The organism is Agromyces agglutinans (assembly GCF_009647605.1).
GTDB lineage: Bacteria > Actinomycetota > Actinomycetes > Actinomycetales > Microbacteriaceae > Agromyces > Agromyces agglutinans.
Map to the genome: position 1 here is coordinate 42,240 of NZ_WJIF01000009.1, position 25,512 is coordinate 67,751.

Annotated in this window: 26 protein-coding genes and 1 tRNA gene; 9 read left to right on the forward strand and 18 right to left on the reverse strand. The window is 71.6% G+C overall.

What is annotated here, in order from left to right; translation table 11 throughout:
- Positions 1 to 25: 25 nt before the first annotated feature.
- Positions 26 to 1,672, forward strand: a complete 1,647-nt coding sequence (locus GE115_RS14205) for a DNA repair helicase XPB (RefSeq protein WP_153685447.1) — start codon at positions 26 to 28, stop codon at positions 1,670 to 1,672.
- Positions 1,673 to 1,718: 46 nt separating this feature from the next.
- Here GE115_RS14205 and GE115_RS14210 read toward each other — a convergent pair whose 3' ends face one another.
- From GE115_RS14210 to GE115_RS14220, 3 genes are all read right to left on the reverse strand, one after another.
- Positions 1,719 to 2,444: a pyrimidine reductase family protein gene (locus GE115_RS14210; RefSeq protein ID WP_172979940.1), complete on the reverse strand. Its 726-nt coding sequence runs from the start codon at positions 2,442 to 2,444 to the stop codon at positions 1,719 to 1,721.
- A gap of 19 nt (positions 2,445 to 2,463) precedes the next feature.
- On the reverse strand, positions 2,464 to 3,267 hold the full coding sequence (folP, locus tag GE115_RS14215; protein WP_153685533.1) for a dihydropteroate synthase: 804 nt from the start codon (positions 3,265 to 3,267) through the stop codon (positions 2,464 to 2,466).
- A gap of 80 nt (positions 3,268 to 3,347) precedes the next feature.
- Positions 3,348 to 4,589, reverse strand: a complete 1,242-nt coding sequence (locus tag GE115_RS14220; RefSeq protein WP_153685449.1) for an NAD(P)/FAD-dependent oxidoreductase — start codon at positions 4,587 to 4,589, stop codon at positions 3,348 to 3,350.
- Positions 4,590 to 4,698: 109 nt separating this feature from the next.
- On the opposite strand from GE115_RS14220, the gene GE115_RS14225 reads away from it, so the two are divergent.
- The 3 genes from GE115_RS14225 (at position 4,699) to GE115_RS14235 (ending at position 7,614) form a co-directional block, all read left to right on the forward strand.
- Complete coding sequence (locus GE115_RS14225) at positions 4,699 to 5,391, forward strand: response regulator transcription factor (RefSeq protein WP_153685450.1); 693 nt, start codon at positions 4,699 to 4,701, stop codon at positions 5,389 to 5,391.
- A 63-nt stretch (positions 5,392 to 5,454) separates the two neighbouring features.
- Positions 5,455 to 7,206: a sensor histidine kinase gene (locus GE115_RS14230; RefSeq protein WP_153685451.1), complete on the forward strand. Its 1,752-nt coding sequence runs from the start codon at positions 5,455 to 5,457 to the stop codon at positions 7,204 to 7,206.
- A 117-nt stretch (positions 7,207 to 7,323) separates the two neighbouring features.
- Entirely contained in the window at positions 7,324 to 7,614 is a 291-nt protein-coding gene (locus GE115_RS14235; protein WP_153685452.1) for a WXG100 family type VII secretion target, read from the forward strand.
- 133 nt (positions 7,615 to 7,747) lie between these two features.
- Here GE115_RS14235 and groL read toward each other — a convergent pair whose 3' ends face one another.
- The 5 genes from groL to GE115_RS14260 all read right to left on the reverse strand — a co-directional run bounded on the left by groL (position 7,748) and on the right by GE115_RS14260 (position 12,022).
- Entirely contained in the window at positions 7,748 to 9,367 is a 1,620-nt protein-coding gene (groL, locus tag GE115_RS14240) for a chaperonin GroEL (protein ID WP_153685453.1), read from the reverse strand.
- 133 nt (positions 9,368 to 9,500) lie between these two features.
- Complete coding sequence (locus GE115_RS14245) at positions 9,501 to 10,580, reverse strand: DUF3048 domain-containing protein (protein WP_153685454.1); 1,080 nt, start codon at positions 10,578 to 10,580, stop codon at positions 9,501 to 9,503.
- A gap of 108 nt (positions 10,581 to 10,688) precedes the next feature.
- A complete protein-coding gene (locus tag GE115_RS14250) occupies positions 10,689 to 10,892 on the reverse strand; it encodes a cold-shock protein (protein WP_153685455.1) in 204 nt (67 codons plus the stop codon).
- 228 nt (positions 10,893 to 11,120) lie between these two features.
- Complete coding sequence (locus GE115_RS14255; RefSeq protein WP_153685456.1) at positions 11,121 to 11,666, reverse strand: LytR C-terminal domain-containing protein; 546 nt, start codon at positions 11,664 to 11,666, stop codon at positions 11,121 to 11,123.
- 29 nt (positions 11,667 to 11,695) lie between these two features.
- Positions 11,696 to 12,022, reverse strand: coding sequence for a DUF3263 domain-containing protein (locus GE115_RS14260; RefSeq protein WP_153685457.1), 327 nt, complete (start codon positions 12,020 to 12,022; stop codon positions 11,696 to 11,698).
- 208 nt (positions 12,023 to 12,230) lie between these two features.
- Here GE115_RS14260 and msrB point away from each other — a divergent pair, with 208 nt between their 5' ends.
- Both msrB and GE115_RS14270 read left to right on the forward strand, forming a co-directional pair.
- Complete coding sequence (msrB, locus tag GE115_RS14265; RefSeq protein ID WP_153685458.1) at positions 12,231 to 12,632, forward strand: peptide-methionine (R)-S-oxide reductase MsrB; 402 nt, start codon at positions 12,231 to 12,233, stop codon at positions 12,630 to 12,632.
- A gap of 3 nt (positions 12,633 to 12,635) precedes the next feature.
- The gene (locus GE115_RS14270) at positions 12,636 to 13,187 is read left to right on the forward strand and encodes a nitroreductase family protein (protein ID WP_312855194.1); all 552 of its coding nucleotides are present in this window, start codon (positions 12,636 to 12,638) and stop codon (positions 13,185 to 13,187) included.
- Here the strand turns inward: GE115_RS14270 and GE115_RS14275 are convergent.
- From GE115_RS14275 to GE115_RS14285, 3 genes are all read right to left on the reverse strand, one after another.
- Positions 13,106 to 14,212 carry a DMT family transporter gene (locus GE115_RS14275; protein WP_153685459.1) on the reverse strand — a complete coding sequence of 369 codons (1,107 nt, stop codon included), beginning with the start codon at positions 14,210 to 14,212 and terminating at the stop codon, positions 13,106 to 13,108. The two genes, GE115_RS14270 and GE115_RS14275, sit on opposite strands and share 82 nt — an antisense overlap.
- A gap of 2 nt (positions 14,213 to 14,214) precedes the next feature.
- Positions 14,215 to 14,287 (reverse strand) — tRNA-Thr (locus GE115_RS14280).
- A gap of 107 nt (positions 14,288 to 14,394) precedes the next feature.
- The gene (locus GE115_RS14285) at positions 14,395 to 15,327 is read right to left on the reverse strand and encodes a DsbA family protein (RefSeq protein WP_153685460.1); all 933 of its coding nucleotides are present in this window, start codon (positions 15,325 to 15,327) and stop codon (positions 14,395 to 14,397) included.
- 235 nt (positions 15,328 to 15,562) lie between these two features.
- Between GE115_RS14285 and GE115_RS14290 the strand changes: the two genes are divergently transcribed.
- Together GE115_RS14290 and GE115_RS14295 are read left to right on the forward strand one after the other, a co-directional pair.
- Positions 15,563 to 16,663 carry an ABC transporter ATP-binding protein gene (locus tag GE115_RS14290; protein WP_153685461.1) on the forward strand — a complete coding sequence of 367 codons (1,101 nt, stop codon included), beginning with the start codon at positions 15,563 to 15,565 and terminating at the stop codon, positions 16,661 to 16,663.
- A 127-nt stretch (positions 16,664 to 16,790) separates the two neighbouring features.
- The gene (locus GE115_RS14295; RefSeq protein WP_153685462.1) at positions 16,791 to 18,104 is read left to right on the forward strand and encodes a DUF4032 domain-containing protein; all 1,314 of its coding nucleotides are present in this window, start codon (positions 16,791 to 16,793) and stop codon (positions 18,102 to 18,104) included.
- Between the two features lie 102 nt (positions 18,105 to 18,206).
- Here GE115_RS14295 and rlmB read toward each other — a convergent pair whose 3' ends face one another.
- The 4 genes from rlmB to GE115_RS14315 form a co-directional block, all read right to left on the reverse strand.
- Positions 18,207 to 19,229: a 23S rRNA (guanosine(2251)-2'-O)-methyltransferase RlmB gene (gene rlmB / locus GE115_RS14300; RefSeq protein ID WP_153685463.1), complete on the reverse strand. Its 1,023-nt coding sequence runs from the start codon at positions 19,227 to 19,229 to the stop codon at positions 18,207 to 18,209.
- Positions 19,226 to 20,638: a cysteine--tRNA ligase gene (gene cysS / locus GE115_RS14305; protein WP_312855195.1), complete on the reverse strand. Its 1,413-nt coding sequence runs from the start codon at positions 20,636 to 20,638 to the stop codon at positions 19,226 to 19,228. The genes rlmB and cysS overlap by 4 nt, the downstream gene beginning before the upstream one ends.
- Positions 20,639 to 20,703: 65 nt before the next feature.
- Positions 20,704 to 21,966 (reverse strand): 2-C-methyl-D-erythritol 4-phosphate cytidylyltransferase, encoded by a 1,263-nt coding sequence (ispD, locus tag GE115_RS14310; RefSeq protein ID WP_312855196.1) that lies wholly within the window; start codon positions 21,964 to 21,966, stop codon positions 20,704 to 20,706.
- 106 nt (positions 21,967 to 22,072) lie between these two features.
- A complete protein-coding gene (locus tag GE115_RS14315) occupies positions 22,073 to 22,555 on the reverse strand; it encodes a CarD family transcriptional regulator (RefSeq protein WP_127794095.1) in 483 nt (160 codons plus the stop codon).
- Between the two features lie 149 nt (positions 22,556 to 22,704).
- On the opposite strand from GE115_RS14315, the gene GE115_RS14320 reads away from it, so the two are divergent.
- Positions 22,705 to 23,169: a DNA modification methylase gene (locus GE115_RS14320; protein WP_153685464.1), complete on the forward strand. Its 465-nt coding sequence runs from the start codon at positions 22,705 to 22,707 to the stop codon at positions 23,167 to 23,169.
- A 21-nt stretch (positions 23,170 to 23,190) separates the two neighbouring features.
- Here GE115_RS14320 and GE115_RS14325 read toward each other — a convergent pair whose 3' ends face one another.
- From GE115_RS14325 to GE115_RS14335, 3 genes are all read right to left on the reverse strand, one after another.
- On the reverse strand, positions 23,191 to 23,490 hold the full coding sequence (locus tag GE115_RS14325) for a hypothetical protein (RefSeq protein WP_153685465.1): 300 nt from the start codon (positions 23,488 to 23,490) through the stop codon (positions 23,191 to 23,193).
- A gap of 72 nt (positions 23,491 to 23,562) precedes the next feature.
- Positions 23,563 to 24,243, reverse strand: a complete 681-nt coding sequence (locus GE115_RS14330; protein ID WP_312855197.1) for a response regulator — start codon at positions 24,241 to 24,243, stop codon at positions 23,563 to 23,565.
- Positions 24,240 to 25,472 carry a sensor histidine kinase gene (locus GE115_RS14335; RefSeq protein ID WP_153685466.1) on the reverse strand — a complete coding sequence of 411 codons (1,233 nt, stop codon included), beginning with the start codon at positions 25,470 to 25,472 and terminating at the stop codon, positions 24,240 to 24,242. Before GE115_RS14335 ends, GE115_RS14330 begins: the two co-directional genes overlap by 4 nt.
- Positions 25,473 to 25,512 lie beyond the last annotated feature (40 nt).

The following is a 25,512-nucleotide window of genomic DNA, read 5'->3' on the forward strand; positions in this document are numbered from 1 at the left end:
CCGAGGGGGCGTAGACTGGTCGGTCATGTCGGACGGCCCCCTGATCGTGCAGAGCGATCGCACCGTGCTCCTCGAAGTCGCCCATCCCCTCGCGGAGGATGCGCGGCACGATCTCGCGGTGTTCGCCGAGCTCGAACGAGCCCCCGAGCACGTGCACACGTACCGCATCACGCGGCTCGGCCTCTGGAACGCGCGGGCCGCCGGCCACACCGCCGAGGACATGCTCGGCACGCTCGAGCGCTACGCGCGCTTCCCCGTGCCGCAGACGGTCGCGGTCGACATGCGCGAGACCGTCGCGCGGTACGGCCGGCTCGTGATCGACCGCACCGACGACGGCGCGCTTCGCCTGCACTCCGACGACATCGCGGTGCTCACCGAGGTGTCGGGCGCCAAGCGCATCGCGCCGCTGCTGGCCGACCGCATCGACGACACGGGCTTCCTCGTGGCGCCGTGGGCGCGCGGCGCGCTGAAGCAGGAGCTCGTCAAGCTCGGCTGGCCGGCCGAAGACCTCGCCGGGTACACGCCCGGCACGCCGCACCCGATCGACCTCGAACAGGACGGCTGGCACCTGCGCGGCTACCAGCAGCAGGCGGTCGACAACTTCTTCGAGGGCGGTTCGGGCGTCGTCGTGCTGCCGTGCGGTGCGGGCAAGACGCTCGTCGGCGCGGGCGCGATGGCGACCGCGAAGACGACCACGCTCATCCTCGTCACGAACACGGTGTCGGCGCGCCAGTGGCGCGACGAACTGCTGCGCCGCACGAGCCTGACGGCCGATGAGATCGGCGAGTACTCGGGGCAGGTGAAGGAGGTCAAGCCGGTCACGATCGCGACCTACCAGATCCTCACCGCGAAGCGGAAGGGCGAGTACGCGCACCTGTCGCTGCTCGACGCGCTCGACTGGGGACTCATCGTCTACGACGAGGTGCACCTGTTGCCCGCGCCGGTGTTCAAGCTCACGGCCGAGTTGCAGGCGCGGCGCCGGCTGGGCCTGACCGCGACGCTCGTGCGCGAAGACGGCCGCGAGGGCGACGTGTTCAGCCTCATCGGCCCCAAGCGGTTCGACGCGCCGTGGAAGGAGATCGAGGCGCAGGGCTTCATCTCCCCCGCCGCCTGCTACGAGGTGCGCATCGACCTGCCGCAGGGCGAGCGGCTGCAGTACGCCGCGGCGGCCGATGACGAGCGCTACCGGCTCGCGGCCACCGCGCCGGCCAAGCTCGGCGTCGTGCGCCAGCTCGTCGAACGCCACCGCGGCGAGCGCATCCTCGTGATCGGCCAGTACCTCGACCAGATCGACGAGCTCGCCGAGGCGCTCGACGCGCCGCAGCTGACCGGCTCGACGCCGGTCGACGAACGCGAGCGGCTCTTCCAGGAGTTCCGCGAGGGCACGACGCCCGTGCTCGTCGTCTCGAAGGTCGCGAACTTCTCGGTCGACCTGCCCGAGGCCACCGTCGCGATCCAGGTGTCGGGCTCGTTCGGCTCGCGCCAGGAGGAGGCGCAGCGCCTCGGCCGGCTCCTGCGTCCCAAGGAGTCGGGCCTGTCGGCGAACTTCTACACGCTCGTCTCGCGCGACACCGTCGACCAGGACTTCGCGCAGAACCGCCAGCGGTTCCTCGCCGAGCAGGGCTACTCGTACACGATCCTCGACGCGCAAACGCTCGCGGCGGCGGCGTAGCCGGCGGACGTCGGCGCCGCGGCGCATTCGGCGCATTCGGCGCGCGTCACGCCTCCGCGCCGCCCGTCTCGCGCGCATAGCGCAACAGCAGCAGGTCGCCCGCGGGGATCGCGTGCCGCAGTCGCATCGGCTGCGCCCGCTCGGCCGCGCCCTGCACGATGCGTCCGGCGTCACCGGCCACGAGCAGGGGGCTGAGGCTGAGGCACAGTTCGTCGACGAGGTCGGCGTCGAGGAGCGATCCGAACAGGTGCGGACCGCCCTCGCACAGCACCTGGCGCAGCCCCGCCTCCGCGAAGGCATCGCGCGCGGCTCGCAGGTCGACCGCGCGATCGCCGCACACCAGGACGTCGGCGACGTCGGCGAGCGCGGCGCGACGGTCGGCCGGCGAGTCCGCATGCGTCACCACGAGCGGGCGGGTGACGGCCTTCGCGAACACCGGATGCCCCGGATCGAGCTCGAGCGCCGACGACACGATCGCGAGGCGGGGCTGGTCGGTCAGTCCCTGCTCGCGGCGCCACGCGGCATCCTCGTCGTCGACGCGGACGCCGCCGTAGCCCTCGGTGCGAACCGTTCCGGCGCCGACGACCACGACGTCGGCGAGCGTGCGCAGCACCCGCATCGCGAGCCGGTCGTTCTCGTCGCCGAGGCCGCCGCTGCGCCCCTCGAGGCTGACGGCGCCGTCGAGGCTCATCACGAAGTTCATCCGGATGCGCGGCGTCACCCGGTCGGCGGGCGCGTACGCCTCGAGCAGTCGTTCGCGGTCGGCGGTCATCGGAGCGCTCCTCATCTGCTCACCGGTTGTGCTCGAGGAACACCGGCTCGCGCCATCCCTCGATCGCCTCGACCATGCGCATCGCGTCGACGGTCTCACGGACGTTGTGCACGCGGACGATCCGCGCCCCCTGCAGGACGCAGTACACCGCCGCCGCGATCGAGCCCTCGACCCGCCGGCTGCGATCGCGCCGGCCGAGGCTCTCGCCGACGAAGTCCTTGTTCGAGAGCGCGACGAGCGTCGGATACCCGAGCGCCGTCACCTCGCGGAGTCGCCGGGTCAGCTCGAGCGAGTCGAGCGTGTGCTTGTTGAGGTCGTGGCCCGGGTCGACGATGATCCGGTCGGATGCCACGCCCCGCGACTCGGCGAGCGCCACGCGCTCGCGCAGGAACGCCGCGACCTCGCCGACCACGTCGTCGTAGCGCGGCGACGGGAGCGGCGTTCGCGGCTTCGCGAGGCTGTGGGTGATCACCACGACGGCGCCGGCCTCGGCGACGACGTCGGCCATCGCCGGGTCGTGGATGCCCGTGGTGTCGTTGATCACGTGGGCGCCGGCCGCGAGCGCGGCACGTGCGACCTCGGGGTGGAACGTGTCGACCGAGATGACGACGCCGTCGCCGGCGAGCGCGGCCACGACCGGTACCACCCGATCGATCTCCTCCTCGACGGGGATCGCCGGCCCCGGCGCGAACTTCGCCCCGCCCACGTCGACCCAGTCGGCCCCGTCGTCGACGGCGCGGCGTGCGGCGTCGACCGCGAGGTGAAGCGCGTCGGTGCGGCCGCGGTCGTAGAACGAGTCGGGCGTGCGATTCACGATCGCCATCACGGCGACCTGACGGTCGAAGTCGAACTCGCGCGGGCCGATCACGCGGCGCCCGAGCGCCGGAACCAGGGCCGACGCGGTCACGCGACGTCTCCGGCGAGGGCGTCGAGCGGCACGGTCGGGTCTGCGAGCTCGTCGCGCGACACGATCCGCTCGGAGCGGATCAGCCGCTGCACGGCGGCGTTCACGTCCCACACGTTCACATTCATGCCCGCGACGACGCGCCCGTCGGCCAGCCAGAAGGCGACGTACTCGCGCGCCGCGAGGTCGCCTCGGATGACGAGCTCGGCACCGGCGGCGAGTTCGCCGTACCCCGAGTACTCCATGCCGAGGTCGTACTGGTCGGTGAAGAAGTAGGGGATCTCGCCTGAGCGCACGGTCTCGCCGGCGAGCGCGCGCCCGGCGAGACGACCGCCGGAGTCGGCATTCGCCCAGTGGTCGACGCGCAGGTGCCGGCCGAGCCGGTCGTTCCAGGTCGCGGCCACGTCGCCCGCCGCGAAGACGTCGGGCGCGCTGGTCGCGAAGCCGGCGTCGGTCGCGATGCCGCCCTCGCGCAGTTCGAGACCGGCGGATGCCGCGAGCTGCGTGTTCGGCGTGGCGCCGATGCCGAACACGACGAGGTCGGCGGGCAGGTGCTCACCCGTGCCGAGCACCGCGGCCGCGACGCGACCGCTCTCACCCCGGACCGCCGTCACCGCGGCCGGCCGGCGGAACACCACGCCGTGCTCCTCGTGCATCGCCTGGAAGGATCGGCCGAGGTGCTCGCCGATCGCACCGGCGAGCGGGACGCCGCGCGCGACGACCGTGACCTCGTTGCCGTACTCGCGCGCGGCGGCCGCGACCTCGAGGCCGATCCACCCGCCGCCGACCAGCACGACGCGCCGGCCGCCCGGCCGCAGCGCCCGGCGCAGCGCCGTCGCGTCGGGCAGGCGGCGCAGGTGATGGATGCCCCGCAGGCCCGCGCCCGGACCCGCGAACCGGCGCGCCGACGACCCGGTCGCGAGCAGCAGGCGGTCGTAGCCGAGCACCTCGCCCCCGGCCTCGACGGTGTGCGCGTCGACGTGGACCGACGTGGCGCTCACGCCGGTGCGCACCTCGACGCGGTGTTCGCGATACCACCGCGCGTCGAGGGGATACACCGCCGACGAGGCATCCGTACCGAGCAGGTAGCCCTTCGACAGCGGCGGCCGCTCGTAGGGCCTGCGGGGCTCGTCGGCGATGACGACGAGTTCGCCCTCGTACCCGGCTCCGCGGGCCGATTCGACGGCCCGGGCCGCTGCGAGCCCGCCACCGACCACGATGATCCGACCGCTTCGCGCCATGCTCCGAGTCTTCCACCGATCGGGCTCACATGGAGGTCCGATCGGCCGATCCGGCGACACTCGAAGAATGTTCAGCAAAGATCCAGCCGACCCGCAGCAGAATGGCGACATGAGCGACGGACCTCGAATTCTCATCGTCGACGACGAGCCGAACATCCGCGATCTCCTGACCACGAGCCTGCGCTTCGCCGGCTTCGCCGTGCGAGCGGTCGGCAACGGCGCGCAGACCATCTCGGCCGTGCTCGAGGAGGAACCGGACCTCATCATCCTCGACGTGATGCTGCCCGACATGAACGGCTTCAGCGTCACGAAGCGGCTGCGCTCGGCCGGGTACACCGCGCCGATCCTGTTCCTCACCGCGAAGGACGACACGGAAGACAAGATCACCGGCCTCACGGTCGGCGGAGACGACTACGTCACGAAGCCCTTCAGCCTCGACGAGATCGTCGCGCGCATCAAGGCGATCCTGCGCCGCACCATGCACGCCGAGGAGGACGCCGTGATCCGCACGGGCGAACTCACCATGGACCAGGACACCCACGAGGTGCTGGTCGGCGACGTGCCCGTCGAGCTGAGCCCCACCGAGTTCAAGCTGCTGCGCTACCTGATGCTGAACCCCAACCGGGTGCTCTCGAAGGCGCAGATCCTCGACCACGTCTGGGAGTACGACTTCAACGGCGACGCGGGCATCGTGGAGAGCTACATCTCCTACCTGCGCCGCAAGCTCGACCAGCACTCGGCCGAGCCGCTCATCCAGACCAAGCGCGGATTCGGCTACATGCTGAAGTCCTCGAAGCCCTGACCCGGCTCCGGCACAGCGTCGGCACAGCCCCGGTTCAGGCAGCGTACGTAGACTCGCCCAGCCATGCAGCAGACCCTTCCCGAGCGGTGGAACCGCGTCTCCCTTCGCACCAAGATCACCGGTGTGACGGTCCTCATGCTGACCCTCGGGCTCCTCGTCTCGGGCATCGGCACGGCGGCGATGCTGCGCGGCTACGTCGAGAACCAGGTCGAGACGAAGCTGAAGGCGATGGCCGCGACGAACGCGCTGAAGGAGTACTCGCGCGGCTCGCGCGACGTCTTCATCGCGATCTACGAGCCCGACGGCGAGTTCGACGACGACAACTGGTCGGCGCTGAACGCGGGCGAGCCGCCGAGGATCCCGCGTGAGCTGCCGCTCGCCGAGGTCCTGAAGACCAATCGCGACGGGTACGTGATCCTCGACGTGCCGGATGCCTCGGGCCACGAGGTGTACCGTGCGATCCTCACCATCCAGCAGGTCGACCACGGCGAGAACGTCCCCGTCATGATCGCGGTCTCGACGGCTGAGAGCGAGAGCCTGCTCGCGGCCTACCTCACGATCTACCTCGGGTTCGGATTCGGCGTCATCCTCATCGGCGCGCTGCTCACTCGCATGCTCGTGACCTCGACCTTCACGCCGCTGCGCGAGGTCGAGCGCACGGCCGCCGCCATCGCCGACGGCGACTTCAGCCAGCGGCTCGGCGGCGCGACGCCCAACACCGAGGTCGGCCGGCTCACGCGGTCGCTGAACACCATGCTGAACCGCATCGATCGCGCGTTCCGCGACCGCGCGCGCACCATCGACCAGATGCGCCGTTTCGTGGGCGACGCGTCGCACGAGCTGCGCACGCCCCTCGTCTCGGTCCGCGGCTACGCCGAGCTCTACCGCATGGGCGCCCTCCAGTCGCCCGAGGAGGTCGGGCAGGCGATGGACCGCATCGAGAAGGAGGCCATCCGCATGGGCGGCCTCGTCGAAGACCTGCTCGCCCTCGCCCGGCTCGACGAGGCGAAGCCGCTCGAACTCGCCGAGGTCGACCTGGTGCCCCTCGCCCGCGACGCCGCCCTCGACGCGATGGCCGCGAACCCCGGTCGCGTCGTGACCGTGATCGCACCTGAAGAGCGACCGTCGGATGCCCCGGGCACGGCGCCCGTCCTCCAGGTCGAGCTCGACCCGGGGCCCGGCAAGGGCGGCCGAGGCAGCCGTTCGTTCGCGGGCGCCACGCTCGCCCGCCTGCGCGGGCGCCGGGTCAAGGGAAAGTCCGTCGAGGCGGGAGCGTCCGGTGAGGCCGGCGTGCCGACGACGGGGTCGACTCCTGCCCAGGCTCCGGTTCCCGCGCCTGCTGCGACGGCCGTCGGTGCGGCCGTCGGTGCGGCCGTCGGCGATCCGGTCGCCGCCGCGCCGACCAAGCCGGTCCGCCGCGCGATCGTGCTCGCCGAGGAGAACAAGCTCCGCCAGGTGATCACGAACCTGATGGGCAACGCCGTGCGCTTCACGTCGGTCGACAGCCCGCTCGAGATCCGTGTCTCGGTCGACGACGTGACCGAGCGCGCGATGCTCGAGGTCGTCGACCACGGTGAGGGCATCCCGCCGCAGATCCGCGAGAAGATCTTCCAGCGGTTCTGGCGCGCCGACACCTCGCGCACGCGCGAGACGGGTGGCTCCGGGCTGGGCCTCGCGATCGTCTCCTCGATCGTCGCGGCGCACAATGGCACGGTCGACGTCGTCGAGACGCCGGGCGGCGGCGCGACCTTCCGGGTCTCACTCCCCCTCGCCGGCTCGCCCGCCGCGCCGCAGCGCGTCGCCGACGGCGCCTGAGCTCTCCTGCACAGGCACGCGAGCCGCGGCCCCGTCCGCGGGACGACATCCCTCCGTCGAGGCGGCCGGCCGGCGACCCTAGCTTGGTGGCACACCAACCACCGAAAGGGACCCACCATGACCGGTTACCGCGTCGACGGCGAGCACGTGCAGGCCGCCACCCGCTCCGCCCAGGCGATGATGGATCGCATCCAGGCCGACGTCTCGAACCTGCTCGGCCAGCTCACGGGGCTGCAGTCGTCGTGGTCGGGGCAGGCCGCCTCGGCGTTCCAGGCAGCGGTCGCCGATTGGCGGGCCACCCAGGCCCAGGTCGAGCAGAGCCTCGCCGGCCTCAACCAGGCGCTCGGCGTCGCGGGCGCCCAGTACCTCGACGTCGAGCAGGCCAACGCCCGGCTGTTCCTGCGCTGATCCTGCACTGATCCGGCCGTACCGCCGCGCGCGGAGTCCCGCCCACGTCCCGCGGGGACGACGATGGGCGCCTCCCGTGAGGGAGACGCCCATCGTTCGATTCGCGGCTCGAGCGCCGTCGGATCGGCCGCGACTAGAAGTCCATGCCGCCCGTCGGGTCGCCGACCGGAGCCGGGTTCTTCTCGGGCTTGTCGGCGACGACGGCCTCGGTCGTGAGGAAGAGGCCCGCGATCGAGGCTGCGTTCTGCAGCGCCGAACGGGTCACCTTGGCCGGGTCGATGATGCCCTGCGCGAGCAGGTCGCCGTACTCGCCGGTCGCGGCGTTGAGGCCGTGTCCGTCGGGCAGCTCGGCGACCTTGTTCGCCACGACGCCCGGCTCGAGGCCGGCGTTGAGGGCGATCTGCTTGAGCGGAGCCTCGATCGCGACCTTGACGATGTTCGCGCCGGTCGCCTCGTCGCCCTCGAGCGAGAGCTTCGGGAAGGCCTTCGCGCCGGCCTGGATGAGCGCGACGCCACCACCGGCGACGATGCCCTCCTCGACGGCGGCCTTCGCGTTGCGCACGGCGTCCTCGATGCGGTGCTTGCGCTCCTTGAGCTCGACCTCGGTGGCCGCGCCCGCCTTGATGACGGCGACGCCGCCCGCGAGCTTGGCGAGGCGCTCCTGCAGCTTCTCGCGGTCGTAGTCGGAGTCGGTGTTCTCGATCTCCTGGCGGATCTGGGCCACGCGGCCTGCGATCGCCTCGGCGTCGCCCGCACCCTCGACGATGGTCGTCTCGTCCTTGGTGATGACGACCTTGCGCGCCTGGCCGAGCAGGTCGAGCGTGACGTTCTCGAGCTTGAGGCCGAGCTCCTCGCTGATGACCTGGCCGCCCGTGAGGATGGCGATGTCCTGGAGCTGCGCCTTGCGGCGGTCGCCGAAGCCGGGGGCCTTGACGGCGACCGACTTGAAGATGCCGCGGACCTTGTTGACGATCAGGGTCGCGAGCGCCTCGCCGTCGACGTCTTCGGCGATGATCAGGAGCTGCTTGCCAGTCTGGATCACCTTGTCGACGATGGGGAGCAGGTCCTTGATGTTCGAGACCTTGGAGTTGGCGATGAGGATGTACGGGTCCTCGAACACCGCCTCCTGGCGCTCGGGGTCGGTGACGAAGTACGCCGACAGGTAGCCCTTGTCGAAGCGCATGCCCTCGGTGAGCTCGAGCTCGGTGCCGAAGGTGTTCGACTCCTCGACGGTGACGACGCCCTCCTTGCCGACCTTGTCGATCGCCTCGGCGATGATCTCGCCGATCTGGGGGTCGGCGGCCGAGATCGAGGCGGTGGCGGCGATCTCCTCCTTGGTCTCGATCTCCTTGGCGGCGATGAGCAGCTCTTCGGAGACGGCTGCGACGGCCTTTTCGATGCCCTTCTTGAGGCTGATCGGGTCGGCGCCTGCGGCGACGTTGCGGAGGCCCTCGCGCACGAGCGCCTGGGCGAGCACGACCGAGGTCGTGGTGCCGTCGCCGGCGACGTCGTCGGTCTTCTTCGCGACCTCCTTGACGAGCTCGGCACCGATCTTCTCGTACGGGTCGTCGAGCTCGATCTCCTTGGCGATCGACACGCCGTCGTTGGTGATCGTGGGGGCGCCCCACTTCTTCTCGAGAACGACGTTGCGGCCGCGCGGGCCGAGGGTCACCTTGACCGCGTCGGCGAGCGTGTTGAGGCCACGCTCGAGACCGCGGCGGGCCTCCTCGTTGAAAGCGATGATCTTTGCCATGTGTGTCTCTCGTCCCTTCCCGGACGTCTGGAGATTCTGGGGTTAGCACTCGGATCGGACGAGTGCTAACACCGATTCTGGCACTCTCGATTCGAGAGTGCAAGCGAGCGGATGCCCCGCGGGACGGGTCGGCTCACGGCGTGAAGGTCACCGATCCGTCGGTCGGCACGAGCTCGACCCACGTCGTCCCCGGCGCCAGGCGCAGCGGCGAGCCGTCGGCGGCGGTGAGCACGATCGGCGCTTCGCGCGACGCCTTCGACCAGGAGCCGTGCGCCGTGCGACCGGCCGCCGACACCCACGCCTCGCCCGAGCCGACGAGCACCGTGCGCGGAACGTCGCCGTACGACCAGTCGATCTCGACCCGCAGCGCGACCACATTCGTCGCACGCAGGCGCTCACCGGATGCCTCGTGGTCGGGCGCGCCCTCCTGCGACCGCAGCCACGTGGCGGAGGGGACATCCCATTCCCACGACGGGAAGCGCTCCTCCGAGAAGACGAGGTCGATCCGTCCGGTCGGCTGCGCCGCGAAGCCGGCGGGCGCGAGCGGATCGGTCGAGCCGTACGCGAACTGCGCTGCCGGCGGCGCGAGGTCGACGTGCCGGTCGACGGCCTCGCGTGCCGCCAGGATCACGTCGTGCGGCGACGGACGGTCGTCGGCGCGGTGGAACAGTCCGGTGTCGTCGTAGTCGAAGACGAGGTTCACGATCGGAGTGTCCTGCATCATCGAGACGAACTGCTCTTGGCCGCCCGAGTACGCGACGAGGCCGCCGAACGGCACGACGATGTCGGGGTCCATCGGCCGGATCGAGCGCACGGGGCCGACCTCGTCGGGCACGTCGGAGTGCCAGACCGCTGCGTACCGGGTGAGCCCGCCCTCGACGAGTTCCTCGAACACGATGTCGGCTCGGTTCAGCCCGATCTGCGGTCGGGCCGCCTCATGATCGTCGATCTTCACGGCGATCGACGGATGTGCGGGGCTGGCCGAGTCCACGATCGTCCCGCGAAGCGGGGCGAACGCGACCGGTGCCGGCGCCGGCACCTCGGCGGGCATCGGCCGGGCGACCGCCGGCGCCTCGGTCGCGGTGGTCGGCGTCGGATCGGGCGCCGGCGAGCATGCGGCGAGCGCGGCGACGACGAGCGAGCCGAGCGCGACGAGGGACGCGAGCGCGAGCGGCGCACGAGTGGCCCCGCGTCCGAGCACATCCCCCGACATGGCGCGATCGTAGCGGGCGGGAACGGGCCGATCCGCGGCGGCGCGCCGCCGCCCGAGCGCGAACGCGCCGCCCGATTCCTCGGGCGGCGCGTTCGAGCGTGCGGGTCGTCAGGCGGGGCGCACCGACTCGGCCTGCGGGCCCTTGGCCCCCGTGCCGACCTCGAACACGACCTGCTGGCCCTCCTCGAGGACCTTGTAGCCCGCCATGTCGATCGCGGAGTAGTGGACGAACACGTCCTGACCCCCGCCGTCGACCGTGATGAACCCGTATCCCTTTTCAGCGTTGAACCACTTGACGGTTCCGTTCGCCATGCGTTGCTCCCATAGTGCAGTGTGTCGTCAGCACGTGCATGTTGCCAGTACCGGGCCACCCCTTCGTGCTGACGTGCACCGGATGATGCGTGGCGTTCCACACGGGATCGAGCGACCGTTTCCAGATTGGTCGGACGCCGCGGCCCGGCACAAGAGCCCTCTCGTCACGAATGGTCGCAGAATGGCAACGATTCGGCCACGCGGGAACCGTGGGGATCCGGGACGCGGTCAGCCTCCGGTCGCGGTCGCGTAGTCGGCGCCGAGCACGGCGGCCAGCGGCGTGCCGATCTCCGCGAACTTCGGATCGAGGCGCACCTCGGTCTCGGGCAGCGCCTGTGCGACGCCGCGTGCCGCGCCCTCGAGGTCGGCCGAGGCGTAGTACACGTAGCTCTCGGTCAGGTCCTGCTCGCTCGCGTTCGCCGTCGCTCCGACGGGGATGCCTGCGGCCTGCAGCGTCTCCGCCGCGCGCGCGGCGAGGCCCGCGGTCGCGGTGCCGTTCAGCACGGTCACGGGGACGTCGGGCGCGACCGTCGGCTCCGCGGTCACGACGGGTTCGGCGGGCTGGCTGGCCTGCGGTTCGTCGGCGAAGTCGAGCCGGCCGTTGTAGACGACGACCGCCGCGATCCCCGCTCCGGCGATGAGCACGGTCGCGAGCGCGGCCCAGCCGAACCGGATCCACCGATAGCCGGGGCGCTGGGGTGCGCGATGCGCGCCGACCCGCTCGATGCCGTGCGGGATCCGGTCGAACCGGTCGCGAGGGTACTTCTGCGCCATGGGGTCCAGTCGGGGTCGGGGCCGCGCGCTCAGTCGAGCCGGCGGCCGAGGGTCAGGGTGCGCCGCGAGCGGGCTTCCGCGCGACCGTCGCGCATCCGCTGGAGTCGCTTCACGAGCATCGGGTCGTGGCGCAGCGCGGCGGGTGCGTCGATGAGCCCGTCGAGGATCCGATAGTAGCGGGCGGCCGAGATGCCGAACTCGTCGCGCACGGCCTCCGCCTTCGAACCCGGATGGCCGAAGCTGCGCGCCTCGAACTCGAGGATGCGCACGGCCCGCTCGTCGAGCCCGTCGGCGTCACGCGGCCCGCGACCACCGCCGCCATCGCCGACGCCGTCGGGAGCCGTGGCACCGCCCATGCTCGCCTCCCTCTCGCGCCGGCCGGGTGCCGGGCTCCGAGCACATCCTAGGCAGTGGGCGCCTGTGAGGCGTCCGAGTCGATCGGCGTGCCCGCGACCCGGCGGCCGCGGAACAACCCGGGGCCCGCGGTCGTTGGCCAGTACGCGGGGTTAGGCTGACAGCGCCCGCGTGAGCTGAGTCCGGCCCCGGCCGGGCGGAAGGAGAACGATGTCATACCGCGTCCAGAAGAGCGACGACGAGTGGCGCGCCGAACTCGGTTCCGAGCAGTTCGCCGTGCTGCGCGAGGCCGCGACCGAGCGGCCGTGGACGGGTGAACTGCTCGACGAGGAACGCGCCGGCGTCTACACCTGCGCCGCCTGCAACGCCGAACTCTTCAAGAGCGGCACGAAGTTCGACTCCGGATGCGGGTGGCCGAGCTTCTACGAGTCGGTCCGGCCCGAGGCCGTCGAGCTCATCGAGGACACGTCGCTCGGCATGGTGCGCACCGAGGTGCGTTGCGCGAACTGCGGCTCGCACCTCGGCCACGTGTTCCCCGACGGCTTCGGCACGCCGACCGGTGACCGCTACTGCATGAACTCGATCGCGCTCGGGTTCACCCCCGAGGCCTGATCCGTGGCATCCGCTCGTGAGGCGGCGATCGCGAGGCGGTCGTCGCCGAAGGTGACGGATGCCGCGCCCGAGGACGCGCAACTGCTCGAGCTGCTCGGCGCAGCCGGTCGCGTCGCCGACCACGCGTCGCTCGCCCCGTGGCGCGTCATCGCGCTGCGCGGAGCGGCGCGCGAACGCCTCGGAGCGGCGCTCGTCGAGGCCGCGCAGGTGTCGGGTGAGGCGGCCGCGAAGCTGCGGTCCAAGCCGCTGCGCGCGCCCCTGCTCGTCGCGCTGGTGGCGACGGTCACGCCCGGGCATCCGAAGGTGCCCGAGTGGGAGCAGGAGGCGGTCGCCGCGGGCGTCGGGCACCTGCTCAGCCTGCTGCTCGACGAGGCCGGCTGGGGCGTCATGTGGCGCACCGGCCCGCACACGAGGCATCCGGCGGTCGCGGCCATGCACGGCCTCGCCGACGACGAGCGCCTCCTGGGGTGGCTCTACGTCGGCGGTCGCATCGAGTCGGGCAAGCCGGGGCGCCCGGCCGAACTCGGCGGCTCCCGGTTCTCGACGCTGTCCTGAGCGTCGGCCGCGACGTGGCGGTGCCTCGTGCGGTGCAGGCTCGCGAGGGCGACCGCCGCGAGCGCCAGCACCGTGCCGCCGATCGTGGCGACGTCGACGACCCGGCCGTGGGCGGGCAGCAGCAGGTCGAGCGCGAGCGCGGCGCTGAGCTGCCCCGCGACGCCCGCGAGCGCGAGCACCAGCACGCCGATGATGCGCACGACGATCGCCTGCCCGGCGATGAAGAGGCATCCGATCACGCCGCCGAGGTACAGCCACGGCTCGGAGGGGAATCGTGCGGGGAACCCCGCTGACGCCGCGTGCACCAGCAGGACCACCACGAGCGCGGTGGTGCCCACCGCGAAGTTCAGGACGGTCGAGGTCAGCGCGCTCTCGGCGGCGCTGCGCACGCGCCCGTTGACGGCCTGCTGCCAGGCCGCCCCGATGCCCGCGATGAACGGCAGCAGCATGAGCAGCAGCGGCACGTCGTGGTCGAGCTGCGCCGACACCGCCCAGCCGATCGCCCCGAGGGCGAGCAGGGCGCCCGCGACCCGCGACCAGGTCAGGCGCCGCCGCCCACCCGGTCCGAGGCCGACGACGTCGAAGACGAGCCCGCCGACCGTCTGCCCGGCGACGATCGCGACCGTGAACACGGCGACGCCGAGGACGCCCGCCGAGAGCCCCTGCGTCGTCACGAACCAGGCGCCTGCGAGACCGCCGAGCAGCATCCACCAGGCGATGCGGCGCTCCCGCAGCTCACCGCGCAGCCGAGCGAACCCCGCACGGCCCGGACGCCAGCAGGCGAGCGCTGCGAGCAGCACCACGAGCCCCGAGCCGAAGGAGATCGCGGCGGCCGCGTAGGGGTCCGCCAGCGCCGTGGCCAGCTCGCCGTTGATCCGCGACTGCACGGCCGTGCCCGCGCCGCAGACGATCGCGATCGCGACGGCGACCCACACCGGGAGGCGCGTGCGCTCGGCGTGGCGGTGCACGATCGAGGAATCGGGTGCCGAGGATTCGGGCGAGGGGTGTTCGTCGTGCGGTTCCATTGAGCCGGCTGCGGGACTCGAACCCGCAACCCCCGCTTTACAAGAGCGGTGCGCTACCGATTGCGCCAAGCCGGCGAGGCGTACCTCGGCCCCCATCCTAGCGACGGCGGCGAGAGCGCCGAGACGGCGATGGGCGGACCGGGCGTCGCCCGGTCCGCCCATCGCGGTCGCTGCTCCCAGCCCTACTGGGCGGGAGTCGGGGTCGGGGTCGGCGTGGCCGACGGGTCATCCGTCGACTCGAGCGAGCTCTCGCTCGCCGCCTGCGTGACGAATGCCTGGAACTCGGCCGCGTCCGTCAGCGAGCCGCCGTACGACTTGCCGTTCACGAGCACGGTCGGCGTGCCCGTGACCGCCGGGATCTCGGCATTCGGGATGGGACCGCTGAGCGCGCGCTCGGTGGAGTCGAGCACCCACGCCTTGAAGCGCACCTCGTCGATGCACGCGTTCACCTGCGAGGACGCGCCGGCCTCGGCCGCGAGCTCCTTCAGCTGGTCGTTCGTGAGGCCCGTCGAGCCCTCCTCCGGCTGGTTCTCGAAGAGGATCTCGTTGAAGTCGAAGAACGCCTCGGGAGAGGAGTCGGCGACGCACCCGGCGGCGTTCGCGGCGCGCAGCGAGTACTGGGTGCCGGCCGACTTGTTGGTCAGGATCGCGATCGGGTGCACCTCGAGGGTCGCCGCGCCCGACTCGACGAGCGTGCGCATCGTCTCGGAGTTCGTCGACTCGAACTGGCCGCAGTAGGGGCAGAGGTAGTCGAGGTAGGTCACGATGTTCGCGACGTCGCCGCTCTGGTCCTGCTCGGTGGGCACCGGGTCGTCGCCCGGCTGCAGCGCCGGCGTCTCGACGGCCGTGATCACGCCGTCGACCCCCTGCAGCACGATGCCGTCGCTGGCCATGTTGCGGGGGCCGGGGCCGGCCGGCTTGATGCCCTGGAAGATCAGGAACGCGATCAGGCCCGCTACGGCGACGACGCCGACGATCACGCTCGACTGCACGATCACCTTCTTGCGACGGTCGCGCTTCTTCTGCTCTTCGCGGAGGAGCCGCGCCTTCTCCCGCGCCGCCTCACGGCGATCGTTGCGGGTGGGTCGGGGCTGGCTGGATCCGCCGTTGCTCATCGATGGTCTCTTCCGGAATGTGCTGTGGGGGCGCGCGCATCCATGCGTGCGAACGCCACAACGATAGTAGGAACGGTGCCTGTGAATCACCCAAGTCCGCCCGGACCGAGGCATCCGCACGCGGATTTGACCCGGCCTGCGCGCGTGCGATACTTGGTGGGCGTCACCGACGACGCATCATCCATTCACTACGGATCGTCCGGCACGTACCTGCCGGTGAAGGAGCAGTAGAACCATGGCATCAGTCACGTTCGACAAGGCCACCCGCCTGTACCCCGGCGGCACCCGCCCGGCCGTCGACCAGCTCGACCTCGAGGTCGCCGACGGCGAGTTCCTCGTCCTCGTCGGCCCCTCCGGCTGCGGCAAGTCCACGTCGCTGCGCATGCTCGCCGGTCTCGAAGAGGTCAACGACGGCAACATCTTCATCGGCGACCGCAACGTCACCGACGTGCCGCCGAAGGACCGCGACATCGCCATGGTCTTCCAGAACTACGCGCTCTACCCGCACATGACGGTCGCCGAGAACATGGGCTTCGCGCTCAAGATCCAGGGCGTCGCGAAGGACGAGCGGGCCGCGCGCGTGCTCGAGGCCGCGAAGCTGCTCGACCTCGAGCCGTACCTCAACCGCAAGCCGAAGGCCCTCTCGGGCGGCCAGCGCCAGCGCGTCGCCATGGGCCGCGCGATCGTGCGCCAGCCCCAGGTCTTCCTCATGGACGAGCCGCTGTCGAACCTCGACGCCAAGCTCCGCGTGCAGACCCGCACCCAGATCGCCTCGCTGCAGCGTCGCCTCGGCGTCACCACGGTCTACGTCACCCACGACCAGACCGAGGCGCTCACCATGGGCGACCGCATCGCGGTCCTCAAGGACGGCATCCTCCAGCAGGTCGGTACGCCGCGCGACCTGTACGAGCAGCCCCAGAACGTGTTCGTCGCGGGCTTCATCGGCTCGCCGGCGATGAACCTGTTCCACGCCGACCTCGCCGACGGCGGCATCAAGTTCGGCACCGCGGTGGTGCCGATCGAGCGCGACGTGATCGACCACGCCACGGGTTCGGCCGTCACGGTCGGCGTCCGCCCCGAAGACATCCAGGTCTCGACGACGCAGGGCGAGGGCCTCGCGGTCACCGTCGACCTCGTCGAAGAGCTCGGCGCCGACGGCTACCTCTACGGCCACTCCGAGATCGAGGGCAAGCGCACCGACATCGTCGCGCGCGTCGACGGCCGCACGCACCCGTTCGCGGGCGACACGGTCTACCTCACCCCCGCGCCGCACCACGTGCACGTCTTCGACGCCGAGTCGGGCGAGCGCCTCGGCCACCGCGTCGTCGCGGGCTGAGTCCCGGCGAGCGCCTCGCGCACATCGATCGGATGCCGGTCGGGCTTCGGCCCGGCCGGCATCCGGCGTTTCCGGGCTGCGCGCGGCCGCGGCGCTCGAGGCATCCGCGATCTGGGAGGATCGACCCATGAGCGGTTCCCTCTCGATCACCTCGGCCATGGCCGACCCGGCCCTGCTCGACCTGCCGTGGGACGTCCCGCTCGAGGCCTGGCCCAATGACACCATCGCCGCGCTCCCGAAGGGCATCTCGCGCCACCTCGTGCGCTTCGCGCACCTCGGCGGCCACGTCGCGGCCATCAAGGAGACCACGGCCGAGATGGCCAAGGGCGAGTACGAGATGCTGCGCACCCTGCAGCGGCTCGAGATCCCGTGCGTCGACCCGATCGCGGTGATCACCAACCGCACCGACGCCGAGGGCGAAGAACTCAAGCCCGTGCTCGTCACGCGACACTTGCGCTTCTCGCTCCCCTACCGGGCCCTGTTCTCGCAGACCCTGCGGCCCGACACGGCCACCCGACTCGTCGATGCGCTCGCGGTGCTGCTCGTGCGCCTGCACATCGTCGGCTTCTTCTGGGGCGACGTCTCGCTCTCGAACACGCTGTTCCGCCGCGACGCCGGCGCCTTCGCCGCCTACCTGGTCGACGCCGAGACCGGCAAGCTCTACGAGGGCGGGCTCTCGAACGGCCAGCGCGAGAACGACCTCGAGATCGCCCGGGTGAACATCGCTGGCGAGCTGCTCGACCTCGAGGCCGGCGGCCGCGTGGCCGACGAGCTCGACCCGGTGCGCATCTCCGACGGCATCGTCACGGCCTACCGCAGCCTGTGGGCCGAGCTCACGGGAGCCGAGTCGTTCGCCTCGGCCGAGCGCTGGCGCATCAACGAGCGCGTGAACCGGCTCAACGAGCTCGGGTTCGACATCGAGGAGCTCGCGATCCGCACGGATGACGCGGGCACGACGGTGCGCATCCAGCCCAAGGTCGTCGACGCGGGTCACCACCAGCGGCGCCTGCTGCGCCTGACCGGCCTCGACGCCGGCGAGAACCAGGCGAGGCGACTCCTGAACGACCTCGATTCCTACCGCGCCGCGTACGGCAAGGAGTCCCTCGACGAGGAGATGGTCGCCCACGAGTGGCTCATGCGCGTCTTCGAGCCGGTCGTGCGCGCGATCCCCGTGGAACTCCGCGGCAAGCTCGAGCCCGCGGAGGTGTTCCACCAGCTGCTCGACCACCGCTGGTTCCTCGCGCAGCGCGCGGGCCACGACATCCCGCTCGCCGAGGCCGTGACCTCGTACATCAACACGGTGCTCCGGCACCGCCGCGACGAGGCGACGATCATCGACCCGCCGACGGGCGCGATCACCACCGCCATCCCGACGATCGACACCGCGGCGGTCGCCGTGGTCGACCCCGACGACGAGGGCGACTGGCGGCTGAAGGTCTAGTCGCGGGGCGGTCTGCCGGCGGGGCGGGCAGCCGGCCTGCCTGCCGGCCCGGCGGGCTGCCGGCCCGGCGGGCTGCCGGGCTGCCGGCAGGCCGGGTTGCGTCTACCGGGCCGCCGCCGCCCGCAGCTTCGAGATCTCGTACAGCGTGACGGATGCCGCGATGCCCGCGTTCAGGGACTCGGTCGCCGACGAGATCGGGATCGAGACGATCGCGTCGCAGGTCTCGGTGACCAGCCGCGAGAGGCCCTTGCCCTCGGAGCCGACGACGACCACGATCGGGCGGTCGGCGAAGCTCAGGCCCGGCAGCTCGACGTCACCGCCGCCGTCGAGACCGAGCACGAAGACGCCGCGCTCCTTGAGCAGCTTCAGCGTCTGCGTGAGGTTCGTCGCCATCGCGACGGGCACGCGGGCGGCGGCGCCGGCCGAGGTCTTCCACGCGCCGGCGTTGACGCCGACCGAGCGGCGCTGCGGCACGATGACGCCCTGCGCGCCGAACGCCGCAGCCGAGCGGATGATGGCCCCGAGGTTGCGGGCGTCGGTGATGCCGTCGAGCGCGACGAACAGGGGAGTCTCGTCGGTCTCGAGCACCTCGTCGAGCAGTTCGATCGGGTGGGCGTACTCGTAGGGCGGCACCTTGAGTGCGACGCCCTGGTGCACCGCTCCCTCGCCCGCGAGCCGGTCGAGCTCGGGCCGGGTGACCTCGAGCACCGCGATGCCCCGGTTCGTGGCCGTCTTGATGGCCTCCTTCACGCGGTCGTCCATCTCGATGCGCGTCGCGAGGTAGAGGGTCGTCGCCGGGATCTTCGTGCGCAGCGCCTCGACGACCGAGTTGCGACCGGTCACGATCTCGGATTCGTCACCCGACCGCGCGCGTGCCGCGGCACCGGATGCCCCGCGCGGTGCGCCGGCGACCTTCTGCCCCGGGCGCCCCTTGCCGCCGGACGCCTTGTAGCGCTCTTCAGCTGCCTTGCGCTTGCCGGCCGGATGCCACGCGCGGTCCTCCGCCTTCGGCGTCGGCCCCTTGCCCTCGAGCGACTTGCGCCCGTGACCGCCGGTGCCGACCTGCTTGCCCTTGCCGCCCTTGCGCACGGCTCCGCCGCGCCCCTTGCCGCTGGTGCCCTTCATGAGCCGATGCTCCAATGCGTTCCTGAAGACGAATCCTCGATGGTGATGCCCGCCGCGGCGAGCTCCCCGCGGATGCGATCCGCGGCCTGGTAGTCCTTGGCCAGGCGTGCCGCCTGGCGGTCGTCGATGAGGCGGGTGACGAGGGCGTCGAGAGCGGATGCCACGGGCCCCTGCTCCGCGGTCGACCAGTGCTGGTCGCGCGGGTCGATGCCGAGGACGCCGACCATCGCGGTCACCTCGCCGAGCGCCACCGCCGCCTCGTGCAGCAGCTCGCCGTCGAGCGACTGGTTGCCCGCACGAACGGTGTCGTGCAGCACAGCGAGGGCCTGCGGTACGCCGAGGTCGTCGTCCATCGCTGCGGCGAAGGCGTCGGGCACGGTCTGCGCCACCTCCTGGGCGTACCGGGTGCCGGCGAGGCGGCGCTCGGCGCGCGTCAGGAAGGTGCGGATGCGGTCGACCGCCGCCTCGGCCTCTGCCAGCGAGGTCGGGCTGTAGTCGAGCGTCGATCGGTAGTGCGCAGACCCGAGGAAGTAGCGGACCGCCAGCGGCGAGGCGAGGGCGAGCAGCTCGGCCGCGTACACCGAATTGCCGAGCGACTTCGACATCTTCTGGCCGCCGACGTTCACGAGGCCGTTGTGCACCCAGTACCGCGCGAACCCGTCGCCGGCGGCCGTGGACTGGGCGAGCTCGTTCTCGTGGTGCGGGAACCGCAGGTCGAGGCCGCCGCCGTGGATGTCGAATTCGTCGCCGAGGTAGCGCCGGCTCATCGCCGAGCACTCGATGTGCCAGCCGGGTCGCCCCTCGCCCCACGGCGAGGCCCACGAGGCCGATTCGGGTTCATCGGCCTTGCGCCCCTTCCAGAGCGCGAAGTCGCGGGGGTCGCGCTTGCCGCGCGGGTCGGCGTCGGGTGCCGCCTCCATGTGGTCGCGCGACTGGCGGGTCAGCTCACCGTAGGCGGGCCAGCTCGCGGTGTCGAAGTACACGTCGCCCGAGGCATCCGAAGCCGGATAGGCGTGTCCGCGCTCGATCAGGCGCGCGATCAGCTCCTGCATCTGCATGATGCTCGCCGTGGCACGCGGCTCGTAGGTCGGCGGGAGGATGCCGAGCGCACGGTAGCCGGCGGTGAACTCGAGCTCGACGCGGTAGGCGAGCGCCCACCACTGCTCGCCCGTGACGGCCTCGAGGATCTTGTCGTCGATGTCGGTGACGTTGCGGATGAACGTGACGTCGTAGCCGAGATGGGTGAACCAGCGGCGCATGACGTCGTAGTTGAGCGCGCTGCGCAGATGGCCGATGTGCGGGCTCGACTGCGGCGTCGGTCCGCACACGTACAGACCGACCCGTCCCTCGTGGAGCGGCACGAAGTCGCGCAGCGCCTGGGCCTTGGTGTCGTACAGTCGGAGCGTCACCCGTCAAGCCTACCGGCGCCGCCTGCGCGGGCTCGCGCAGCGGGCGGCATCCGGCCGGCGTCGGTTCAGGCCCCGGGGTCGTCGACTCGCGCGTCGAACACGATGGCCGTCGCGATGGCCGCGACGCCCTCGCCACGGCCCGTGAGGCCGAGGGCGTCGGTCGTCGTGGCCGAGACGCTCACGGGCGCGCCGAGTGCCGCCGACAGCACGCGTTGCGCCTCCTCGCGGCGTGGCGCGAGCTTCGGCCGGTTGCCGACGACCTGCACGCTCACGTTCCCGATGCGGAATCCCGCGCGCTCGACCTCCTCGCGCGCCCGCGCGAGGAACACCGCGCCGTGCGCACCAGCGAGTTCGGGATCGTCGGTCCCGAAGAGGCCGCCGAGGTCGCCGGCACCGGCTGCCGCGAGCAGCGCATCAACGATGGCGTGGCTCGCGACGTCGCCGTCGCTGTGGCCGGCGAGGCCGCGCTCCCCCGGCCATTCGAGACCCGCGATCCACAACGGCGTCGCGACGTCGTCGCTGAACGCGTGCACATCGATGCCCGTGCCGATGCGGGGGGCTCCGACGAGCGGTGCGTGCGACGCCGCCGCCGGCACCGGCTTGGCCGCGCCCCGCGCCGGGGCGGGCGCGCTCGGCGCCGGCTCGACGACGAGCTGCTCGGCGCGGTGCAGGTCGGCGGGCACCGTGATCTTGAACGCGCGCGCGTCGCCGGGCACCACCTCGACGGGCAGGCCCGCGGATGCCACGAGCGCGGCATCGTCGGTGAACTCCTCGGCCGCCTCGGCGTAGGCGCGCTCGAGCGCGTCGCGAGGGAAGCCCTGCGGCGTCTGGACGGCCGCGAGCTGCGAGCGGTCGACGGTCTCGAGCACACGTCGACCGCTGTCGACGCGCTTGATCGTGTCGACCACGTCGAGCGCGGGAACGATGCCGTGGCCTCTCGCCCGCACCGCGTGCAGCACCTCGTCGAAGACGAGCGACGGCGTCAGCGGGCGCGCGGCATCATGCACGAGCACGGTGTCGACCAGATGGGGCAGCGCGGCCAGTCCGCGCGCGACCGAGTCCTGCCGCGAGCCGCCTCCGGCGACCACGTCGAGCGGAGCTCCGATCGCTTCGACGGCCGGGCCGACCGCGGCGCGCGCCTGCTCGACCCGGTCGGCCGGGACCACGAGCACGACGTGCGGGATCTCCTGCATGCCGAGCACGGCATCGATCGCGACCTCGAGCATCGTGCGACCGGCGACCGGCACGAACGCCTTCGGTTCGGGATGCCCGAGCCTGGTGCCGCTGCCCGCGGCGACGACGATGACGGCGAAGGTCGATGCGCTCACGTTCCGACCCTAGCCCGTGGCGCTGCGGCGGTCCGGCCCGGCGGCCGGGCGCCGCCTCCGGACACGACGAAGAGCGGTGCGCACCGCGCACCGCTCTTCGATCAGGTCAGGACGCGAGGACCTCGTCGAGCACAACCGAGGCCTGCTCCTCGTCGGTCTTCTCCGCGAGCGCGAGCTCGGAGATCAGGATCTGACGCGCCTTCGCGAGCATGCGCTTCTCGCCGGCGGAGAGCCCGCGATCCTGGTCGCGGCGCCACAGGTCGCGCACGACCTCCGAGACCTTGATCACGTCACCCGACGCGAGCTTCTCCAGGTTCGCCTTGTACCGGCGGGACCAGTTCGTGGGCTCCTCGGTGAACGGGGCGCGCAGCACCTCGAACACGCGGTCGAGGCCCTCCTTGCCGATGACGTCGCGCACGCCGACCAGGTCGACGTTCTCAGCGGGAACCTCGATGACGAGATCCCCCTGCGTGACGTTCAGCTTGAGGTAGAGCTTCTCTTCGCCCTTGATGACGCGTTTCTTGACTTCGACGATCGTTGCGGCGCCGTGGTGGGGGTAAACGACGGTTTCGCCAACCTCAAAAAGCATGAATCGGTGTCCTTTCGGCAACGTTCAGTTTATCACATCGGCGACCTGCTAAGGTTCCGCCCCCGGCTCCGCCGACGGCCGTGCGCTATGCTCGACACGACCCGCGCGCAGGGTCGGAACGGCCGCGCGCACTCGCACTTGGAGGTTCTGTGAAGGCGCGTCTCGCGGCATCCGCTGCCCTGGCTCTCGGCATCGTCATCGGCGCGAGCGGATGCTCGATGGTCACGTACCAGGCGACGACGGAGCACTACGACGCGAGCGACGGCGTCTCGGCGAACGTCGGCGACCTCGAACTGCGCAACGTCCTGGTGCTGGCGGAGTCCGGAGCCGACGAAGCGAGCCTCGTGCTCACCGTCGCGAACCGCGGTGACAGCGACGCCGACCTCTCCATCGAGCCGGTCGACGGCGGCGAGGCGCTCGAACTCGAGGTCCCCGCGCACGGCCAGGTCGTCGTCGGCGCCGGCGAGGAGGAGCCGCTGACGCTCGAGGGCATCGAGGCCGAGCCGGGCTCGCTCACGTCGATCTACTTCGTCACCTCGGGCGCCGAGGGCGTCGAGGTGCAGGTGCCCGTGCTCGACGGCACGCTGCCCGAGTACGAAGACCTCCTGCCGTAGCCCTTCGGGGCGCTCGACCGGTCAGTTCGCGCCCGTGTAGCCGGCCACGAACCCGGCGACGAACATCACGACCGCGACGACCGCGGCGATGACGCAGATGCCGATCGCGACGAGCGCCGGCCACCTGCGCCCGGGGCGCAACAGGGCGACCGCCGAGACGGCGAGCGCGGCGATCAGCAGCACCCCGCCGATGAGCTCGAACAGGATGCTCGGGCTGGAAACTCCGATCACGGCGAGCACCGCGAGCGCGATGCCCACGAACCCGAGGATGCCGGTGCGAGGCGGCGAGGCCACGTCGCTCCCGTGCGTCTTGACGCTCATGTCCACGATCGTCGCAAACCGGCCCGGACGGTGCAAGCGCCGAGGAGCGCAGGACGTCGACCGGTCGCGGGTTCAGGCCTCGAAGCGGTAGCCGAGGCCTCGCACGGTGACCAGCTGCACGGGGTCGGAGGGCACGCGCTCGATCTTCGACCGGATGCGCTTGATGTGCACGTCGAGCGTCTTCGTGTCGCCGAAGTAGTCGGAGCCCCACACCCGGTCGATGAGCTGTCCGCGCGTGAGCACGCGACCCGGATTGCGCATGAGCAGTTCGAGCAACTCGAATTCCTTCAGCGGCATCTGCACCGCCTCGCCCTCGACCTCGACGGTGTGGCGGTCGACGTCCATGCGCACGCGCCCGCCCTCCAGCAGCGACTCGTCGAAGTCGAGCGCCTCGACCCGGCGCCGCAGGACTGCGCGGATGCGCGCGAGCAGCTCCCTGGTCGAGTAGGGCTTCGTGACGTAGTCGTCGGCGCCCAGCTCGAGCCCCACCACGATGTCGATCTCCGAGTCCTTGGCCGTCAGCATGATGATCGGCACACCCGAGCGTGCGCGGATCTCTCGGCAGACCTCGGTGCCCGAGAGCCCGGGCAGCATGAGGTCGAGCAGCACGAGGTCGGCACCGGCGCGGTCGAACGCGGCGACGGCCTCGCGGCCGTCGTCGGCCACCTCGATCTCGTAGCCCTCGCGTTCGAGCAGGAAGGCGAGCGGTTCGCTCAGGGCGGCCTCGTCTTCGACGAGCAGGATGCGGGTCACTCGGATGCTCCTCCGGAGATGGCGGCCGTCGCGGCCGCGTGGCGGGTGGCGCGGGCGAGCGGAGCGGCAGAGCCGTCTCCGGTCGCCGCGCGGTCGGTCGCCTCGTCGCGTTCGGCGAGGGGAAGGCGGATGGTGAACGTCGCGCCGCGGCCGGGTCGCGACCACACGCGCACGTCGCCGCCCAGGTTCTGCACGGTGTGCTTGACGATGGAGAGCCCGAGTCCGCTGCCGCCCGTGTTGCGGGCACGGGCCTGGTCGACGCGGTAGAAGCGCTCGAACACCCGGTCGAGATCCTCCTCGGCGATGCCGATGCCCTGATCGGTGACGGCGATCTCGACGATGCCGCCTTCAGCGCGCACGCCGACCCCGACCCGGCCGCCCTCGTTCGAGTAGGCGACCGCGTTGGCGACGAGGTTGTGGACCGCGACGATGATGAGCGACCGGTCGCCCCAGACCCTCGCTCCGCTCTTGGCCCGCACGGCGACCTCGATGTCCTTCGCGCCGGCGACGACGCGATTCTGCTCGACCGCGGTCCGGCACGCCTCGTCGACGTCGACGAGTTCGTCGGGCCGGAGCGCGTCCTGTGCCTGGAGGCGGGAGAGCTCGATCACCTCGTTGGTGATGTGTGCCAGGCGGGCCGACTCGAGGGTGAGCCGGTGCGTGAACCGGCGCACCTGGTCGGGCTCGTCGGCGGCCATGTCGATCGCCTCGGCGAGCAGGCTCACCGACGCGATCGGCGTCTTCAGCTCGTGGCTGATGTTGGCGACGAAGTCGCGCCTGACCTCGTCGAGCCGGTGGGCCTCGGTGCGGTCCTCGGCCAGCAGCAGCACGAACCGGGTGCCCAGGCGCGCGGCGCGCACCCGGAGCCGCAGCTGCGATTCCCCGAAGGGGCCGCGCGGCACGACGACCTCGGCCTCCGCGGTGTCCCCGCCGCGGCGGGTGGCTCCGACGAGCTCGAGCAGTTCGGCGTGCACGAGCGACTGGTCGCGCACGAGGCCCATCGCGAGCGCTCCGGGCGAGGCGCGCAGCACGTTGTTCGACGGGTCCAGGACGACGCCCGCGGATTCGAGCACCTCGAGCATCTGCTCGACGCCCTCGGGAATCGTCGGCGCGATCACCCGCGCGGCCGCGTTGCCCCGGCGCTCCGCGACGTGCAGCACGACCATGAACGCGGCGCCGAGGAAGACGCCGAAGGCGAGCGCGGCGAGCACCAGCCAGGTGGACTCCATGTTCACCACGATAACGAGGCGTGAAGCCCGCGGCGCCACG

Excerpts from the sequence above, each read along its gene's own strand:
- GE115_RS14205 (WP_153685447.1), top strand. The coding sequence starts at position 26 with ATGTCGGACGGCCCCCTGATCGTGCAGAGCGATCGCACCGTGCTCCTC.
- GE115_RS14210 (WP_172979940.1), bottom strand. The coding sequence starts at position 2,444 with ATGACCGCCGACCGCGAACGACTGCTCGAGGCGTACGCGCCCGCCGAC.
- folP (WP_153685533.1), bottom strand. The coding sequence starts at position 3,267 with ATGGCGATCGTGAATCGCACGCCCGACTCGTTCTACGACCGCGGCCGC.
- GE115_RS14220 (WP_153685449.1), bottom strand. The coding sequence starts at position 4,589 with ATGGCGCGAAGCGGTCGGATCATCGTGGTCGGTGGCGGGCTCGCAGCG.
- GE115_RS14225 (WP_153685450.1), top strand. The coding sequence starts at position 4,699 with ATGAGCGACGGACCTCGAATTCTCATCGTCGACGACGAGCCGAACATC.
- GE115_RS14230 (WP_153685451.1), top strand. The coding sequence starts at position 5,455 with ATGCAGCAGACCCTTCCCGAGCGGTGGAACCGCGTCTCCCTTCGCACC.
- GE115_RS14235 (WP_153685452.1), top strand. The coding sequence starts at position 7,324 with ATGACCGGTTACCGCGTCGACGGCGAGCACGTGCAGGCCGCCACCCGC.
- groL (WP_153685453.1), bottom strand. The coding sequence starts at position 9,367 with ATGGCAAAGATCATCGCTTTCAACGAGGAGGCCCGCCGCGGTCTCGAG.
- GE115_RS14245 (WP_153685454.1), bottom strand. The coding sequence starts at position 10,580 with ATGTCGGGGGATGTGCTCGGACGCGGGGCCACTCGTGCGCCGCTCGCG.
- GE115_RS14250 (WP_153685455.1), bottom strand. The coding sequence starts at position 10,892 with ATGGCGAACGGAACCGTCAAGTGGTTCAACGCTGAAAAGGGATACGGG.
- GE115_RS14255 (WP_153685456.1), bottom strand. The coding sequence starts at position 11,666 with ATGGCGCAGAAGTACCCTCGCGACCGGTTCGACCGGATCCCGCACGGC.
- GE115_RS14260 (WP_153685457.1), bottom strand. The coding sequence starts at position 12,022 with ATGGGCGGTGCCACGGCTCCCGACGGCGTCGGCGATGGCGGCGGTGGT.
- msrB (WP_153685458.1), top strand. The coding sequence starts at position 12,231 with ATGTCATACCGCGTCCAGAAGAGCGACGACGAGTGGCGCGCCGAACTC.
- GE115_RS14275 (WP_153685459.1), bottom strand. The coding sequence starts at position 14,212 with ATGGAACCGCACGACGAACACCCCTCGCCCGAATCCTCGGCACCCGAT.
- GE115_RS14285 (WP_153685460.1), bottom strand. The coding sequence starts at position 15,327 with ATGAGCAACGGCGGATCCAGCCAGCCCCGACCCACCCGCAACGATCGC.
- GE115_RS14290 (WP_153685461.1), top strand. The coding sequence starts at position 15,563 with ATGGCATCAGTCACGTTCGACAAGGCCACCCGCCTGTACCCCGGCGGC.
- GE115_RS14295 (WP_153685462.1), top strand. The coding sequence starts at position 16,791 with ATGAGCGGTTCCCTCTCGATCACCTCGGCCATGGCCGACCCGGCCCTG.
- rlmB (WP_153685463.1), bottom strand. The coding sequence starts at position 19,229 with ATGAAGGGCACCAGCGGCAAGGGGCGCGGCGGAGCCGTGCGCAAGGGC.
- GE115_RS14315 (WP_127794095.1), bottom strand. The coding sequence starts at position 22,555 with ATGCTTTTTGAGGTTGGCGAAACCGTCGTTTACCCCCACCACGGCGCC.
- GE115_RS14325 (WP_153685465.1), bottom strand. The coding sequence starts at position 23,490 with ATGAGCGTCAAGACGCACGGGAGCGACGTGGCCTCGCCGCCTCGCACC.
- GE115_RS14335 (WP_153685466.1), bottom strand. The coding sequence starts at position 25,472 with ATGGAGTCCACCTGGCTGGTGCTCGCCGCGCTCGCCTTCGGCGTCTTC.